15 protein-coding genes are annotated in these 16,211 nt (G+C 61.5%); 13 read left to right on the forward strand and 2 right to left on the reverse strand.

The window, feature by feature from the left end:
• Positions 1 to 139 precede the first annotated feature (139 nt).
• Entirely contained in the window at positions 140 to 1,126 is a 987-nt protein-coding gene (locus CVS27_RS09750) for a methylenetetrahydrofolate reductase (RefSeq protein WP_103465538.1), read from the forward strand.
• A gap of 61 nt (positions 1,127 to 1,187) precedes the next feature.
• Positions 1,188 to 3,503, forward strand: coding sequence for a 5-methyltetrahydropteroyltriglutamate--homocysteine S-methyltransferase (gene metE / locus CVS27_RS09755; RefSeq protein ID WP_103465539.1), 2,316 nt, complete (start codon positions 1,188 to 1,190; stop codon positions 3,501 to 3,503).
• Between the two features lie 264 nt (positions 3,504 to 3,767).
• Here metE and CVS27_RS09760 read toward each other — a convergent pair whose 3' ends face one another.
• Complete coding sequence (locus tag CVS27_RS09760; RefSeq protein WP_103465540.1) at positions 3,768 to 4,016, reverse strand: hypothetical protein; 249 nt, start codon at positions 4,014 to 4,016, stop codon at positions 3,768 to 3,770.
• A 413-nt stretch (positions 4,017 to 4,429) separates the two neighbouring features.
• Between CVS27_RS09760 and CVS27_RS09765 the strand changes: the two genes are divergently transcribed.
• Positions 4,430 to 5,890, forward strand: a complete 1,461-nt coding sequence (locus CVS27_RS09765; RefSeq protein ID WP_103465541.1) for an aldehyde dehydrogenase family protein — start codon at positions 4,430 to 4,432, stop codon at positions 5,888 to 5,890.
• 168 nt (positions 5,891 to 6,058) lie between these two features.
• Here CVS27_RS09765 and CVS27_RS09770 read toward each other — a convergent pair whose 3' ends face one another.
• A complete protein-coding gene (locus tag CVS27_RS09770) occupies positions 6,059 to 7,006 on the reverse strand; it encodes a LysR family transcriptional regulator (protein ID WP_103465542.1) in 948 nt (315 codons plus the stop codon).
• 140 nt (positions 7,007 to 7,146) lie between these two features.
• On the opposite strand from CVS27_RS09770, the gene CVS27_RS09775 reads away from it, so the two are divergent.
• The 10 genes from CVS27_RS09775 to CVS27_RS09820 all read left to right on the forward strand — a co-directional run bounded on the left by CVS27_RS09775 (position 7,147) and on the right by CVS27_RS09820 (position 16,147).
• On the forward strand, positions 7,147 to 7,731 hold the full coding sequence (locus CVS27_RS09775; RefSeq protein ID WP_103465629.1) for a sugar O-acetyltransferase: 585 nt from the start codon (positions 7,147 to 7,149) through the stop codon (positions 7,729 to 7,731).
• Complete coding sequence (locus tag CVS27_RS09780) at positions 7,728 to 8,318, forward strand: TetR/AcrR family transcriptional regulator (protein ID WP_243399800.1); 591 nt, start codon at positions 7,728 to 7,730, stop codon at positions 8,316 to 8,318. Before CVS27_RS09775 ends, CVS27_RS09780 begins: the two co-directional genes overlap by 4 nt.
• A gap of 2 nt (positions 8,319 to 8,320) precedes the next feature.
• Positions 8,321 to 9,556: an MFS transporter gene (locus CVS27_RS09785; protein ID WP_103465543.1), complete on the forward strand. Its 1,236-nt coding sequence runs from the start codon at positions 8,321 to 8,323 to the stop codon at positions 9,554 to 9,556.
• 297 nt (positions 9,557 to 9,853) lie between these two features.
• On the forward strand, positions 9,854 to 10,099 hold the full coding sequence (nrdH, locus tag CVS27_RS09790) for a glutaredoxin-like protein NrdH (RefSeq protein ID WP_103465544.1): 246 nt from the start codon (positions 9,854 to 9,856) through the stop codon (positions 10,097 to 10,099).
• A 112-nt stretch (positions 10,100 to 10,211) separates the two neighbouring features.
• The gene (gene nrdI / locus CVS27_RS09795; protein WP_103465545.1) at positions 10,212 to 10,688 is read left to right on the forward strand and encodes a class Ib ribonucleoside-diphosphate reductase assembly flavoprotein NrdI; all 477 of its coding nucleotides are present in this window, start codon (positions 10,212 to 10,214) and stop codon (positions 10,686 to 10,688) included.
• Between the two features lie 14 nt (positions 10,689 to 10,702).
• Positions 10,703 to 12,823, forward strand: coding sequence for a class 1b ribonucleoside-diphosphate reductase subunit alpha (gene nrdE, locus CVS27_RS09800; protein WP_103465631.1), 2,121 nt, complete (start codon positions 10,703 to 10,705; stop codon positions 12,821 to 12,823).
• A 111-nt stretch (positions 12,824 to 12,934) separates the two neighbouring features.
• On the forward strand, positions 12,935 to 13,912 hold the full coding sequence (gene nrdF / locus CVS27_RS09805) for a class 1b ribonucleoside-diphosphate reductase subunit beta (protein ID WP_103465546.1): 978 nt from the start codon (positions 12,935 to 12,937) through the stop codon (positions 13,910 to 13,912).
• Positions 13,913 to 14,144: 232 nt separating this feature from the next.
• A complete protein-coding gene (locus tag CVS27_RS09810; RefSeq protein WP_243400117.1) occupies positions 14,145 to 14,345 on the forward strand; it encodes a helix-turn-helix transcriptional regulator in 201 nt (66 codons plus the stop codon).
• A complete protein-coding gene (locus CVS27_RS09815; RefSeq protein WP_103465547.1) occupies positions 14,342 to 15,538 on the forward strand; it encodes a type II toxin-antitoxin system HipA family toxin in 1,197 nt (398 codons plus the stop codon). Before CVS27_RS09810 ends, CVS27_RS09815 begins: the two co-directional genes overlap by 4 nt.
• Positions 15,539 to 15,589: 51 nt before the next feature.
• Positions 15,590 to 16,147, forward strand: coding sequence for an NUDIX domain-containing protein (locus tag CVS27_RS09820; protein ID WP_103465548.1), 558 nt, complete (start codon positions 15,590 to 15,592; stop codon positions 16,145 to 16,147).
• Positions 16,148 to 16,211 lie beyond the last annotated feature (64 nt).

The raw sequence follows: 16,211 nt of genomic DNA on the forward strand, positions 1-16,211 counted from the left end.
TCGAAGCGCCTTGGCAACTGCAGTGGCTGCAGTATGCAAGGTTGCGTCCGCCCCCCTTTAATGAAAACGCGACTATTCCGGCCAGCAGTGTTCTAGACACCAAGGCAGGGATGCTCGACCATCCTCAAGGACCAAGCAAATGTCTCCTCCGAGCCTTATACAGGCATCGGCGCCGTCGACACACAGTGCGCCGATTGCCCTTTCCTATGAACTCTTTCCGCCCCGCAACGAATCCGCCTCGGCGTCACTGTGGGACACCATTCGCGAGCTGGAATGCACCAACCCGGACTACGTCTCCGTCACGTACGGTGCCAATGGCAGCAACCGGGACACGGCCGTGGAACTGCTCAACCGCCTCCTAACGGAAACCTCGCTGCGCCCGCTGGCGCACCTGACCTGTGTGGGCAATACGGCCGACGAGCTGGCCGAGATCATCTCAGAACTCCTGGACCATGGGGTACGCGGAATTTTGGCACTGCGCGGTGACCTGCCCCAGGATGCCCCGTCGCAGCCACGGGCCGGATCGTTGTCCTATGCGCAGGACTTGATTGAACTGATCCGCCGTGTGGAGCAGCGCCGTTCAGCTCTGCTGTGTGCTGGCAAGGTGGCCATTGGGGTGGCAGCCTACCCGGCACAGCATCCCGAATCGCCCTCCATTGAGCATGACGTTGAGGTGCTCTTGGCTAAGCAGCGCTCGGGCGCCGACTTTGCCATCACCCAGGTGTTCTTCCACGCAGACCAGTACAAGGACCTTGTCAGCCGGGCCCGCCGGGCCGGTGTCAGCATCCCCATCATTCCCGGTGTGATGCCCTTGACCAGTTTGCGCCGCGTCCAGCGACTGGGCGATCTGACAGGTGTTGCGCCGTCGACCAAGCTCCTGGACGCGCTGGGCAGGGCTGATGACGCCGCCGAAAGCCGCCGCATTGGTGTTGGTGCAACCGTCGACCTGGCCCGTGCAGCCCTGGACGCCGGCGCCCCCGGCATCCACCTCTACACGTTCAACGAACACGCAGCCGCCTTGGAAGTTTTGGACAAGCTGCAACTGCTCCGCCCCGCCCGCCCGCAACCGGGACTCCGCGGCGCCTCCAGCACCATTGGCACCACAGCACGCCTGGTCAGGGCCTGAACCCGCCCCTGGCTTCACCGTTTTGAATAATCTTCGCTTCAACATATCTAAGGAAATCTCCATGTCAAACACACCTGTTTTCCCCGCCGCGTCCCTGTTGGGCTACCCGCGCATTGGCCGCCGTCGTGAATTGAAGAAGGCCATCGAAGCATTCTGGGCCGGCAAGATCGACGCCGTTGAACTGGACGCCGCCGCCAAGGAAATCCAGCTGGGCACGGCCCGCCGCCTGGTTGAATTGGGCCTGACTGAGGCAGCTGCCGTCCCCGGCACGTTCTCCTACTATGACCAGGTGCTCGACGCCGCAACCCACATCGGTGCCGTACCGGCCCGTTTCGGCGATCTGCGCAACGCCGACGGCCAGCTCGACATCAACGCCTACTTCACCCTGGCCCGCGGCACGGTTGAGCAGCAGCCCCTGGAAATGACCAAGTGGTTCGACACCAACTACCACTACCTGGTGCCGGAAATTGGTCCGGAGACCACCTTCTCCCTGACCTCCAACCGCATTGTTGAGCAGTTCGAATACGCGTTGGCCAACGGTTTTGAAACCCGTCAGTACCTGGTGGGCCCGGTGACCTTCCTGCTCCTGAGCAAGGCCAGCGACGACGCACCGGCTGGCTTCTCACCCCTGTCACGCTTGGAAGATGTTCTGCCCATCTACGCTGAGCTGCTGACCCGCCTGGGCGCTGCAGGAGCCAGCTGGGTTCAGCTGGATGAGCCGGCACTGGTTGCCGACCAGGACGTATCGCTCGCCGAGATTCAGGCTGCCGTTGCCCGCAGCTACGAGGTTCTTGGTGCTGCTGCCGGGCGCCCCTCCATCCTGGTTTCCACCCCGTTCGGAGCCCTCGCCGAATTGCTGCCCACCCTGGCTGCTGCCCCGATCGAGGCACTGCACATTGACGCGTTCAAGGGTGCTGTTCCCTCCGCCGAGGAATTGGCACTGCTGGCCGGCAAGACCATAGTTGCCGGTGTGGTTGATGGCCACAACATCTGGCGCAACGACCTGGCCAAGTCCGCTGCCCGGCTCGATGTTCTCAAGGCTGCCGGCCTGAACATCACAGTCTCCACCTCCACCTCCACCCAGCACGTCCCGCACGACGTCACCGAAGAAACCCAGCTCTCCGCCGAACTGCGCAGCTGGTTGGCGTTTGCCGACCAGAAGGTCACCGAAGTGGTGACGCTGGCCGCCCACCTGGTGGACCCGGCGTCGTCCGCTGCCGCCATCGCAGAGGCTTCAGCAATCATCGCCTCCCGCGCAGCTGCCCCCGGTGTCAAGCGCCCGGAGGTTCGTGACCGCCTGGCCGCCTTGACCGCTGCCGACTTCAACCGCTCCGCATACTCGGTCCGCGAAGCCGCCCAGGAAGAATCATTGGCTCTGCCGCCGCTGCCCACCACCACCATTGGCTCCTTCCCGCAGACCAGCGAGATCCGCTCAGCGCGTGCCCGCGCCAACAAGGGCGCCATCACCGGGGACGAGTACACCACGCTGATGAAGGAAGAGATCAAGCGCGTTGTGGACCTGCAGGAGGAACTCGACTTTGACGTGCTGGTGCACGGCGAGCCCGAGCGCAACGACATGGTCCAGTACTTTGCCGAGAATCTGGAAGGCTTTGACGTCACCGTCCATGGCTGGGTCCAGTCCTACGGCAGCCGCTGCACCCGCCCGTCCATCCTCTGGGGCGATGTGACCCGCGAGAAAGCCATCACCGTTGAGTGGGCCGAATACGCACAGTCACTGACCGCCAAGCCCATGAAGGGCATGCTCACGGGCCCCGTCACCATCCTGGCGTGGAGCTTTGTGCGTGACGACCAGCCCCTGGGCGACACCGCCAACCAGGTGGGTCTGGCGCTGCGCGACGAGATCGCTGATCTCGAAGCTGCCGGCATCAAGATCATCCAGGTGGACGAGCCCGCCCTGCGCGAGCTGCTGCCGCTGCGCAAGGCTGACCAGGCAGCGTACCTGGACTGGTCCGTAAACTCCTTCCGCCTCTCCACCGCAGGTGCTGTTGACGGCACCCAGATCCACACCCACCTGTGCTACTCCGAATTTGGTGTCATCATCGACGCCATCGACGGCCTGGACGCCGATGTGACCTCCATCGAGGCTGCCCGCTCCCGCATGGATGTTGTCAACGACCTCGAAGCCCACGGCTTTGGCCGCGGCGTCGGCCCGGGCGTATATGACATCCACAGCCCCCGTGTCCCCGGCCAGGCCGAGGTTACCGAACTGTTGGGCACCGCCGTCAAGCACGTACCGGCCCGCCAGCTCTGGGTCAACCCGGACTGTGGACTGAAGACCCGCGGCTACGCCGAGACTGAGGAGTCCCTGCGCAACCTGGTCAACGCCACGAAGGAAGTACGCGCACAGCTGGTCTAGTCCCCGCGCCCTCCCTAACCTCGTTCCTCGGTCAGGGTCCCTCGCAGCTGTGGGCCCATCCACGCCCTCCCGAGAGCCAGCCGCTGGCGCGTCTGACTCTGGGGCCCCTCGGGCGCGTGGGCCCACCACGCCCTCCCGAGGGCCAGCCGCTTTACGCCAGAAGGCGTTCCTTGTCTCCCTCATGGGGAGGCAAGGAACGCCTGCTGCGTTTAATGCGGGACTGTGGACAACAAGGCAGCGTGTGCGGAGGTGAAGTGCTCGGCGCTAGGGTTTCGTGCGGAGGCGCTGGAACAGTGCTGTGATGCCCACTCCCAGCATCGCCAGTGCACCCAGAGCGAAGGTCAGCAGTCCCACGTTGGTGCCCTCCACAATCCAGGTGGGAGCATAGCCCGGCTGAAGTCCCTGATCTTCGGCAATTCGGTACTGGACCCCCGAAATTACCTGAAAGGCAAGGGCGGTAAAGAAACCCACGGCTGCCGTGATCCCGGACCCTAGGGTCATGTACTTGATCACTGTCGCTTGTCTTCCTCTTCGCTTGGTCGCCCTGCACCCATGGTCGCAGATGCTGCATGTGCGTCGTAGAGCAGCAGCAGTATGTTGCGTTCCGACCATCGGCGTGAGTAGCCTTCTCGCGACGTATGGTTGGACACTAGTGCCGTGCTTGAGTGGGCCGCATTCCGCCACGTTCCACCAACTTCGAATATGTGTTCGAATTTGCTTGAATTGGAATATTGGGCACAAAACGCAGTCTCGCCGCCAACGTGCGTGAGAGGGGGCGGCCCACGGCTACCCCGGAAGGCATACCCTCTACGCGTGTGTGGCGGAGTGAGAGAACCGGTGATACTCGCCGTCGGACGGACTAAGATGCGAGGGAACGCCTGATCGCGGGTGACAAGCGAACCGCGCCGGGGGAGTAGATTGGGGCCATGAGCGCACAGAACCTAGACACCCTGGTACAAACCAACGGGACACCGAACACCATCGAAGCAACCGTTGAGGCGGCCCGCCAACTCTTCAACACAGGCGTGACCAAACCGCTCGACTGGCGGCTGGCACGCCTCACGGCCATGAACCAGATGCTGGTCGACCACAAGGATGACTTCACGGCAGCGCTCGCAGCCGATCTTGGCAAACATCCCACCGAAGCGTGGCTGTCGGAGATAGGGTTTCTCACCGCAGAGATAGCCCACACAGTCAAACACCTTCAAGACTGGTTGAAACCCCGCAAGGCGTCAGTGCCGCTCAAGTTTCAACCAGCCGCGGCAACCATCGTGCTGGAACCATTGGGCGTTGTCTTGGTTATTGCACCCTGGAACTATCCCATTCAACTTCTTCTGGCACCGATCATCGGTGCGCTCGCAGCCGGGAACACCGTGGTGGCGAAACCCAGCGAGATGGCACCGGCCAGTTCGGCAGTGCTTGCCCGCTGGGTTCCGGAGTACCTTGCTGGCGCCGTGACCATCGTGGAGGGCGGGGTGCCCGAAACCACCAGCCTGCTTGACCAACGCTTCGACCACATCTTCTTCACGGGCAACGGCCGGGTGGGGCGGATTGTCATGAGTGCAGCCGCCAAGCACCTCACGCCAGTGACGCTGGAGCTGGGCGGGAAGTCACCCGTCTACATTGACGACACCGTAGAGATGATTACAGCGGCGCGCAGGATCGTGTGGGGCAAATTCATGAACGCAGGCCAAACCTGTGTGGCCCCCGACTATGTTTTGGGCACGGACTCCGCCCTGGCCAAGCTTGCCAAGGAATTGCCCGAGGCCATCGAGGAACTCTACGGTGCTGAGCCTGCCCACAGCCTGGCCTTTGGCCGCATGATCAACGACGCAGCCTTCTCCCGCGTTGCGGGCCTGCTCGCCATGGACCTGCAGGAGGAGAGCGGTTCGGCGCTTGTGACTGGAGGGTCAACGGATGCTGCAACACGATACATTGCGCCCACGGTAGTTCATGTGGACGCCGAATCCGCACTGATGGACGATGAAATCTTTGGCCCGGTTCTGGCGCTGGTGACCGTGGAGTCGGCGCAGGCCGCCATTGAGTTCATCAACCACCGCGAAAAGCCACTAGCGCTCTATGTCTTCAGCGAAGACGCAGGGGTGCGGGAGGCATTCACCGTACAAACGTCGTCGGGGGCGTTGAACTTTGGTGTGCCTGCGGCGCATCTGGGCATACCCGGGCTGCCGTTCGGAGGAGTGGGCGAGAGTGGCATGGGCCGCTACCATGGACAGCATTCCATTGACACGTTCTCGCACCACAAGGCAGTTTTGGACAAGCCCCTGTCGCCTGACACGATGAGCTTGATCTACCCGCCGTTTGGGGCCATCAAGAAGCAGGTCATCAAGCGCTTCGTGGCACCGGCCAAGAAGTTCCGCAAGGGCTAACGGGGCTTATGCGCGTCGCTGGAAGCTAGTGAGGCGCATACACCCAATTCTGGGCTCGGCGACTTTGGTTATGCGCAACACCACGTAGTCAGCCAGGCGCAGCTCTTTCACTGGCGCCACGCTGAGTATTTGCAGAGCGCATGGCCAAAGTGGCCGCGCCAACCCAAGCTACTTTCGTGTTTGCGCTGTGGGTTCGCCCAGGTGGCTGGTGCGGTTCAGCTCTGTCATGATGCCCGCCAGCTTGTCCACGAACACTTCGATGCGGGCTGTCCGCTTGTCATTGATGAGCAGGGCAAAAATGTTCCGGGCCAGCCGAATTTCCGGCACGTCCAGGACCACCACGTTGTCCGGCTTGTTTTGCAGGGCAAGCTCCGGGACCAGGGCTGCGCCCAGGCCTACGCTGGCCAGTTGCAGGCTGGCGTTGAAGTCATCGCTGTAGGCCGCCACGCGCGGGTGCAGATTGCAGCTGGCAAAGAGCCTTTCAATCACGGCAGCGTCACTGGTTCCGGGGTGGTGCATGATCCATGGCATGTCGGAGAGGTGCGACGCCTCCATCACCGAGCCAGCCCGAATACCCCAGGCCTTGGGTAGAACCACCCTGAAGTTGTCATCGCCAATCCATTGCCGATTGATGGTGTGCGGCCACGCCAGGCCGGACTGGCCCACCTGATACACCAGCGCAACATCCAATTCGCCGCCACTGCGCAAGCCGCCAATGGTCTGTTGCGGCTCACCGACCGACACGTGAAGGTTGATGCCCAGCCCCGGCCATTCGGGACTACGCAACAGCCGGGGGAGCACGTACGTGGCCAGTGAGGGAAAGATGCCCAATCGCAGCTCCTGACTGGTGCCTTCCTCCGTGCGGGAGCTGGCCGCCAGCAAGGCATCAATGTCGGTGAGCACCTTCGCCGCATGCCGGGACATGACCAAGGCGGCGTCAGTGGGCAGCACGCTGCGTGCGGATCGCTTGAACAAGGCGACTCCGCTGTCCCGCTCCAGTGTGGACATTTGCTGCGAAACGGCCGACGCCGTGTACCCCAGTTGGGTGGCCGCGGCCGCAAAAGACCCGCGCCGGACCACCTCCAACAGGGTTTGCAAATGCACGGGGTTGATCACGTGGGCCCTCTTTCTCATGGCTAGGCTCGTTCTTAGCAAGCATAGGTGTCAGCGTCATGTAACGCGGTGGTGACACAGCTGCGGGAGTCGTTATGTACATTTGTACATAACGACTTTTTGATTGAAGGATGGAACCCGCCATGACGCACCCATATTTTGCCAACGACCCCCGCAGCATGCGCCAGCGCATGGAGGCCGGGGACCTGTACCTGGCAGAGGATGCCGAACTGGCTGTGGCATCACAGCGCGCCATCACCGCGTCCCACCGTTACGGACAGGTGTGGCCCGAAGACCGCGAGGCGGCCGAAGTGATCCTGGCGGAGCTGATCGGCTCACTCGGGGAGGATGTGGAAATTCGTCCGCCGCTGTTCGTGGACTACGGCAGGTACATCACCATTGGCCCCGGAACGTTCATCAACTACAACTTCACAGCCCTGGACGTTGCCCCCATCACCATCGGCGCCGACGTCATGATTGGCCCCAACGTCCAGCTCCTGACACCCACGCACCCGCTCGAGTCCTGGTTGCGCCGCGACAAACTCGAGGCAGCCAAGCCCATCACCATTGGTGACAATGTTTGGCTCGGCGGCGGCGTCATTGTGCTGCCCGGCGTGACGATTGGCGAGAACACTGTGGTGGGTGCGGGTTCCGTTGTCACCCGCGACCTGCCGCCCAATGTGGTGGCCGTGGGCAACCCGGCACGCATCAGCAAGCAGCTCGCGTGAGCAAGCAGCCAGTGAGGGCCCGGCCCGAGCCAGCAGAAGGCAAGCCGCGCCGCCGCTATGACCCGGACCGCCGCGCGAACATCAGCGCCGCCGCCCTGGACGTGGTGGCCAAGCATGGGGTGGCCGGGGCAACGTATCGCAAGATTGCCGAACGTGCAGGTGTTTCCTTGGGCTCCTTGACGTACCACTTCGAGTCACTGGATGAGCTGCTCGGCGAGGCGTTCACCACGCTGGCCAATCGCACGGCAAACGGATTTGACGCAGCCATGGCCGAAGTGGGCGATGAGGCAGCAGCCCGTGACGCCGTCGTCAGTCTGATCACAGGCGAACTCCTGAACGACTCCCGCACCATGGTGCTCTCCTACGAGCTATACGCCTTGGCCACCCGCCGTCCGGACATGCGCCGTGTGACGGATGCGTGGATGGCGCGTAGCCGTGTGGCGCTCGGCAAATTCTTTGACCCGGAGACCACGCTCATGCTGGACGCCCTGATTGAGGGCCTGTCCATGCACCGGGCCCTGTCCCTGGCCCCCATGCCCAGAACCACAGTCGAAGCAGCTGTTGAACGAATCGTGGGAAAACCTTGAGCTTGAAAACAGCAGAATCGCCGGCGCTTCCCCTTCACATTCGCCGCGCCAGGTGGGCCGTGGCGGCCCTGTTCTTCACCAACGGGGCACTCTTTGCCAACCTGCTTCCACGATTCCCCGCCATCAAGGAGGCGCTGGGCCTGAGCAATGCCGAGTTCGGCTTTGCTGTGGCTGCCTACCCGCTGGGTGCGCTCTCGGCCGGGCTTGCCGCCGGGCTGCTCATCAGGCGGTTCCATTCCGCCAAGGTTGCCGTGGCCGGAACGCTCGGAACGGCGTTGGGGCTGGTCATTGCCGGCGTCACACCCAGTGGGAGCCTGTTTGCTGCGGCCTTGCTGCTGGCCGGGGCCTTCGACGCCATCACGGATGTGGCACAGAATTCCCATGGTCTGCGCGTGCAGCGCCTGTACGGCCGCTCCATCCTGAACTCCTTCCACGCCGTGTGGAGCATTGGTGCGGTAACCGGAGGCCTCATGGGTTCCGCAGCGGCTGGCCTGCAGTTCCCGCTCTGGCTCCACCTGCTGATCTCAGGTGTGCTCTTCGCCGCGGTTTCGCTGGCCAGCCTGAGATTCCTGCTGCCGGGGCCTGACGCTGCGGACGCTGTTGAGGAGAAGCACGACGTCGTTCCTCGCCGAAGCGCTGCCGGGCTGGGCAAGTACTTGGTCATCATGGCGCTGGTGCTCATTGCCGCCGGCGGCACGCTGGTGGAGGATGCGGGCAGCACCTGGGCTGCCGTGTACTTGAGTGGTGACTTTGGTGCCGCCGCTTCGGTGGCCGGGCTGGGCTTTGTGGCCTTGGTGGGTGCCCAGTTCATTGGCCGGCTGGTAGGGGATTCCTTGGTGGACCGCTTTGGCCAGCGGCTGGTGGCGCAGGCCGGGGGAGTCATTGTCACTCTGGGCATGGGGCAAGCCTTGCTGTTCCCCACGGTGCCCGGCACCATTGCCGGTTTTGCCCTGGCTGGCTTCGGGGTGTCCACGCTGGTCCCGGCGGCGATGCACGCGGCGGACAACCTGCCCGGGTTGCGGGAGGGCACCGGTCTGACGGTTGTCAGCTGGCTCATGCGGGTGAGTTTCCTGCTCTCACCGCCCATTGTGGGTGCTGTTGCCGATGCCACCTCACTGCGCACGGGGCTGCTGGTGGTGCCCGTGGCGGGCCTTTTAGTGGTGCTGCTCTCACCGGCGCTGACCACTAGGGTCGACACGCCCAAGGAACAGACACGCCGCCCAGATTTTTGTGACTAAGTACTCCACAGCCTGTGGATAGTTCAGTTTAAACCTTGAGTTTTAGCGCTTTTAAATCTCCCAGCCTGTGGACTACCGGTGCATAAAATGACATACTTGTAATACATCATGTAGGGGTCAACGACGGGACCCTGCACTACATGTAGTATCTAATACAGAATTCAAGCGGTCCTTCGGGAAACCGCTTTGAACAGCTCGAATAGCTGGCGAGACCGTGGCGCGAACCGTGGTTCCCACCGACAGCGAGTGTGCCGCTAGCGGCAGCCATTAGAAGTTATAGACAAGGGGAACTCGATCATGACCGTCACGGTTTACACCAAACCTGCTTGCGTTCAGTGCAACGCCACCTACCGCGCCTTGGACAAAAAGGGCATCACCTACAAGAGCGTTGATATCTCCACTGATCCGGAAGCGCTGGAGCACGTGCTCAGCCTCGGCTACCAGCAGGCTCCGGTTGTCATTACCGACGCTGACCACTGGTCAGGATTCCGCCCGGACAAGATCGCCGAGATCAACCAGAATGCCGCCGTCAGCGTAGCCTGACATTCGGCGGGATATCCCGCCACCGCATTGCTGTGCACAGGTGCACAACGATGGGGCCGGCCATTGCTGGCCGGCCCCACGCCCGCAAGTAAGTAGTTGGAAAGCGATTGTCATGTCAGCCGTAGCAGCACAACCCGCTGTTGGTCAGATAGCCTCTCGAACCACCAGCAGCCGGTTGATTTACTTCTCGTCAACGTCTGAGAACACCCACCGCTTCGTTGAAAAACTTCGGATGAACGCGGCGCGGCTGCCGGTCTACACCTATGAAGACACACTCTTAGCTCAAGAACCCTATGTTTTAGTCCTTCCCACCTATGGGGGCGACGAAGGGCACGGGGCAGTACCAAAACAGGTCATCAAGTTCCTCAACGTGGCGGAAAATCGCGATCTGATTCGCGGCGTCATTGGCGCCGGGAACACAAATTTTGGCGAAACATATTGCCTAGCCGGAGACATTGTTGCTGCGAAGTGCAATGTAAAGCATTTATACCGTTTTGAACTGATGGGCACGTCGGAAGACGTGGACCGCGTTCACGAAGGATTGGAAGAATTTTGGACACGATTGCCACAGAGCCAGGCACAGCAGTGAAGGCTTCTAAGAGCATGCCCGCAGCATGGGAAGGCATGGGCTATCACGAGCTCAATGCCATGCTGAACCTCTACAACGCCGACGGCGAGATCCAGTTCGACGCCGACCGCGCCGCTGCCCGCCAGTACTTCCTGCAACACGTGAACAACAACACCGTGTTCTTCCACGACCTGGAAGAAAAGCTGGACTACTTGGTGAAGAACGAGTACTACGAGCGCGAGACGCTTGACCAGTACACGATGAACTTCATCCGTGACCTGTACAACCACGCGTACAAGAAGAAGTTCCGCTTTGAAACCTTCCTGGGCGCGTTCAAGTTCTACACGTCCTACACGCTGAAGACCTTCGACGGCAACCGCTACCTGGAGCGCTACGAAGACCGTGTCTGCATGGTTGCCCTGCACCTGGCCCGCGGCGATGAGGCCCTGGCCATGAAGATGGTTGATGAAATCATCGGCGGCCGCTTCCAGCCCGCAACCCCCACGTTCCTGAACGCCGGCAAGCGCCAGCGCGGCGAGCTGGTCTCGTGCTTCCTGCTGCGCATCGAAGACAACATGGAGTCCATTGGCCGCTCCATCAACTCCGCCTTGCAGCTCTCCAAGCGCGGCGGCGGTGTGGCGTTCGCGCTGACCAACATCCGCGAAGTGGGCGCCCCCATCAAGCAGATCGAGAACCAGTCCTCCGGCGTCATCCCCGTGATGAAGCTTCTCGAGGACAGCTTCTCCTACGCCAACCAGCTTGGTGCCCGCCAGGGTGCAGGTGCTGTGTACCTGCACGCCCACCACCCGGACATCAACCGTTTCCTGGACACCAAGCGTGAAAACGCTGATGAGAAGGTTCGCATCAAGACCCTTTCCCTGGGTGTTGTGGTTCCGGACATCACCTTTGAGCTGGCCAAGCGCGACGAGGACATGTACCTGTTCTCCCCGTACGACGTCGAAAAGGTTTACGGCATGCCATTCTCCGACATCTCGGTCACCGAGAAGTACTACGAGATGGTTGACGACGCCCGCATCAAGAAGACCAAGATCAAGGCGCGCGAGTTCTTCCAGACGCTCGCCGAGATCCAGTTCGAGTCCGGCTACCCGTACATCATGTTTGAAGACACGGTGAACCGAGCCAACCCGATCGACGGCAAGATCATCATGTCCAACCTGTGCTCCGAGATCCTTCAGGTTTCTGCGCCCACCACGTACAACGATGACCTGTCCTACGCCGAGACCGGCAAGGACATCTCCTGCAACCTTGGCTCGCTGAACATTGCCAAGGCCATGGACTCACCGGACTTCGCCAGCACCATTGAGACCTCCATCCGCACGCTGACGGCTGTCTCTGACATGTCCAACATCACCAGCGTGCCGTCCATTGCCAAGGGCAATGACCAGTCCCACGCCATTGGCCTGGGCCAGATGAACCTGCACGGTTACCTGGCCCGCGAGCGGGTCCACTACGGCTCCGAAGAGGGCCTGGATTTCACCAACATCTACTTCTACTCGGTGGTGTACCACTGCATCCGGGCCTCCAACCTGATCGCCATGGAGACCGGCACAACGTTTGCCGGCTTCGAAAAGTCCAAGTACGCCAGCGGTGAGTTCTTTGACAAGTACACGGATCAGGAATGGGTTCCGCAGACAGCCAAGGTTGCCGAAATGTTTGACGGCATCCACATCCCCACCCAGGAAGACTGGCGTGCGCTGAAGGCCTCCGTCATGGAGCACGGCATCTACAACCAGAACCTGCAGGCTGTCCCGCCCACGGGCTCCATCAGCTACATCAACAACTCCACGTCCTCGATCCACCCGGTGGCTTCGCGCATTGAGATCCGCAAGGAAGGCAAGCTGGGCCGTGTGTACTACCCGGCCCCTTACCTGACCAATGACAACCTTGAGTACTACAAGGATGCCTATGAGCTCGGTTTCGAAGCGACCATCGACACCTACGCTGCCGCCACGCAGCACGTGGACCAGGGCCTGTCCCTGACGTTGTTCTTCAAGGACACCGCCACCACGCGTGACATCAACAAGGCGCAGATTTATGCCTGGAAGAAGGGCATCAAGACCATTTACTACATCCGTCTCCGCCAGCTCGCGCTGGAAGGGACCGAAGTGGAAAATTGTGTCTCGTGCATGCTGTAGCACCACATTACTGAAGAGTACGACGGCGGGTGCGTCCCGCCGTCGTCCCTTTGGCTTAAGATTGATCTGGCCCATGCGGCCACCAGGATTTTTACAAGGAGAGAAGCAGCCATGACACCGGACAAGCTGAAGTTGGCGAGCCATGTAACGGCCATCAACTGGAATCGGATTGAGGACGAGAAGGACGTAGACGTCTGGAACCGCCTGGTCAACAACTTCTGGCTGCCGGAAAAAGTGCCGCTGTCCAACGACATCCAGTCCTGGGCCACGCTGACGCCGGACGAGCAGTTGCTCACCATGCGCGTGTTCACCGGCCTGACCTTGCTGGACACCCTGCAGGGTACGGTTGGCGCCGTTTCGCTGATCCCGGACGCCATCACCCCGCACGAGGAAGCCGTCTACACGAACATTGCGTTCATGGAATCGGTGCACGCCAAGAGCTACTCCTCGATCTTCTCCACCTTGTGCTCCACGAAGGAAATCGACGAGGCTTTCCGCTGGTCGGTGGAGAACGTGAACCTGCAGAAGAAGGCCCAGATCATTGAGTCCTACTACTACGGTGATGATCCCCTCAAGCGCAAGATTGCCTCCACCTTGTTGGAATCATTCTTGTTCTACTCGGGCTTCTACCTGCCCATGTACTGGTCATCACGGGCCAAGCTGACGAACACCGCTGACTTGATCCGTTTGATCATTCGCGATGAGGCCGTACACGGTTACTACATCGGCTACAAGTACCAAAAGGGCTTGGAAGGTGTCTCCGCAGAGCGCAAGGAAGAACTGAAGGCGTGGACCTTCGAGCTCATGTTTGAGCTGTACGAGAACGAGGTTCAGTACACGCACGATCTTTACGACTCCGTTGGCCTGGCCGAGGACGTCAAGAAGTTCCTGCACTACAACGCCAACAAGGCGCTCATGAACCTGGGCTACGAGGCCATGTTCCCGGCCGCCGTCACCGACGTGAACCCGGCCATCCTGTCCGCGCTCTCACCGAACGCCGACGAGAACCACGACTTCTTCTCCGGCTCAGGTTCCTCCTACGTCATCGGTAAGGCAGTCAACACCGAAGACGACGACTGGGACTTCTAACTCCAGCAACTTGATGCGCGCAGCCTGACCGACTCGGTCGGGCTGTGCGCATTGTGCGTTAAGGCCAATGCGGTTCCGAAACCGGCAATATTTTACCGGTGTGGCTTGATCCCGGCCCTTGGGCGCTGTGGCCAGCTATTTTCGGCAAAATATTGCCGAAATGACAATTGTGGTGCACGATGGCAAGTACAGATGCCGAAATCGGCATTATCTTGCCGTTCGGAGGAGTGTCGTGGAGAGTATTACCGCCGTAGCTAACAGCATTCGCCGTGCACGCAAGGATGCAGGGCTGACCCAGGAAGACCTGGCCAACCTCGCCGAGACCTCGGAGCGCACCATCCGGGCCATCGAAACGGGGACCGGCAATCCCTCGCTGCGGGCTGTGGCGGCGGCGGCCAACGTCCTGGGGCTGCGCCTGACGGTGACCAGATGACTCAGGATCTACAGCACCTCAAGCTCATTCGGGACGCTGACGTCTACAAAGGTGGAGCCTTGGCTGGCAGTCTCTCGCGCACAGAACAAGGGGGCGTTCGATTCGCCTACCGGGATGGCTACTTGGCTGGCGGAGAAACGCCCGTGGCATTCTCCCTGCCCCTGTCAGCAGTGGCGGTCGACACCCAGAACGGGGCGCTGCCGCCGTTCTTCACGGGACTTTTGCCCGAGGGCCACCGCCTGACCGTCTTGAAGAACGCTGCCAAGACAAGTTTTGACGACGAGCTCTCCCTTCTGCTGGCCGTCGGAGCTGACATGCCCGGCGATGTCCAGGTGGTTCCGGCCGGAGTTACTCCCACCGAACCCGAATCGTTGGCCAACACCTCGCATCCGGAGGAAATAGACTTCGCGGCTCTGGCGAATTCCGTCGACCTTCACGGACTGCCTGGTGTCCAGGACAAGGCCAGTGCGTCCATGCTGACCACCCCGCTGGCACTGCGTGGAATGCGCTACCTGCTGAAGTTGGATCCGGCAGAGAATCCGCACCTTGTGGTCAATGAGGCGGCACACCTCGCCGCAGCCAAGGGGCTGAAGGTTCCCGTGGCGAAGAGCAGGGTCATCAGCGACAGGAACGGTCTGGCCGGCCTGCTCGTGGAACGTTTCGACCGCGTCAAGGGTGACGGCGGGAGCTGGCTGAGATTGCCCCTGGAAGACGGGACCCAGGTGCTCGGGCTGCCGCCGGCCTCCAAGTACAGTGTTGCCTCCGAGGACGTAGTCGTGGCATTGGCCCGGCATTGCCACGCCCCAATTCTGGCCAAACGCAATATGTATCTGCAGTTTGTCTTCGCGTGGCTGACCGGCAACGGAGACCTCCATGCCAAGAACCTATCGATTCTGGGCAATTCCGAGTGCGCTTTCGCCATGGCCCCCATCTACGACGTGCCCTGCACACTCGTCTATGGTGACAACACCATGGCATTGTCCATTGCGGGCAAGTACAAGAACCTCAAGGCAAGGCATTGGGCTGAATTTGCCGCTTCCCTGGGGCTGCCTCCGAAGGCTGCGGCAGCCGCCAACATGCTCGCCTTGGACGCCGCCAATTCCATCCCGCTGGAGAGTCTGCCGTTTAGCGGTTCTCCGCTGCGTGGTGCAGAACGGGAACTCCGGTTCAGGCGGATGGAATTCATGGACTAGGCGGCACGGTTCGGCGGCGTCCGCCACTGCGTTGTTGATACCGTGGAAGCCATGGATGAGGAAGATTCCCACACGCACTCGAGTTCTGCGGCCGCGGCCGCCCGATTCGTTCGGGATGCCGCGGCTGCTGTGCGTCCGGGCAGGCTTGGCAGCAACCGTGACCCCGGCGACGCCTGGGTCGAGGGGGAGCAGGGCAAGTTCTGGGGGAAGTTTGGCTCCGCCGGGTTGCTGGTGTTCGACGCCGGCCGCGGAGTCCTGCTGCAGCACCGGGCCATCTGGTCCCACCATGGCGGCACGTGGGGCCTGCCCGGCGGTGCACTGCACCATGGTGAAAGCGCCGTTGACGGCGCGTCGCGTGAGGCTTGGGAAGAAGCCGGGGTTCCGCGGGCGAACGTGGAACTGCTATTCACCTCCGTCTACGACGTGGGCTACTGGAGCTACACCACAGTGGCCGTCGAGGCCGTGGTGCCGTTTGAGCCCGTCATCAGCGACCCCGAGAGCCTGGCCCTGGAATGGGTGCCGCTTGGTGCAGTCTCCGCATTGCCGCTGCACCCGGGGTTCGGAACAGCATGGCCGGGGCTGCGAAATCGTCTTGAGGGTGGCGGTTAAAGGCAACCATGCGTGACGGCGTGCCAAACGGGCCGCGGCGCATGAAATTTCATGGGCCCTCGCC

It is taken from the genome of Arthrobacter glacialis, assembly GCF_002909445.1.
GTDB lineage: Bacteria > Actinomycetota > Actinomycetes > Actinomycetales > Micrococcaceae > Specibacter > Specibacter glacialis.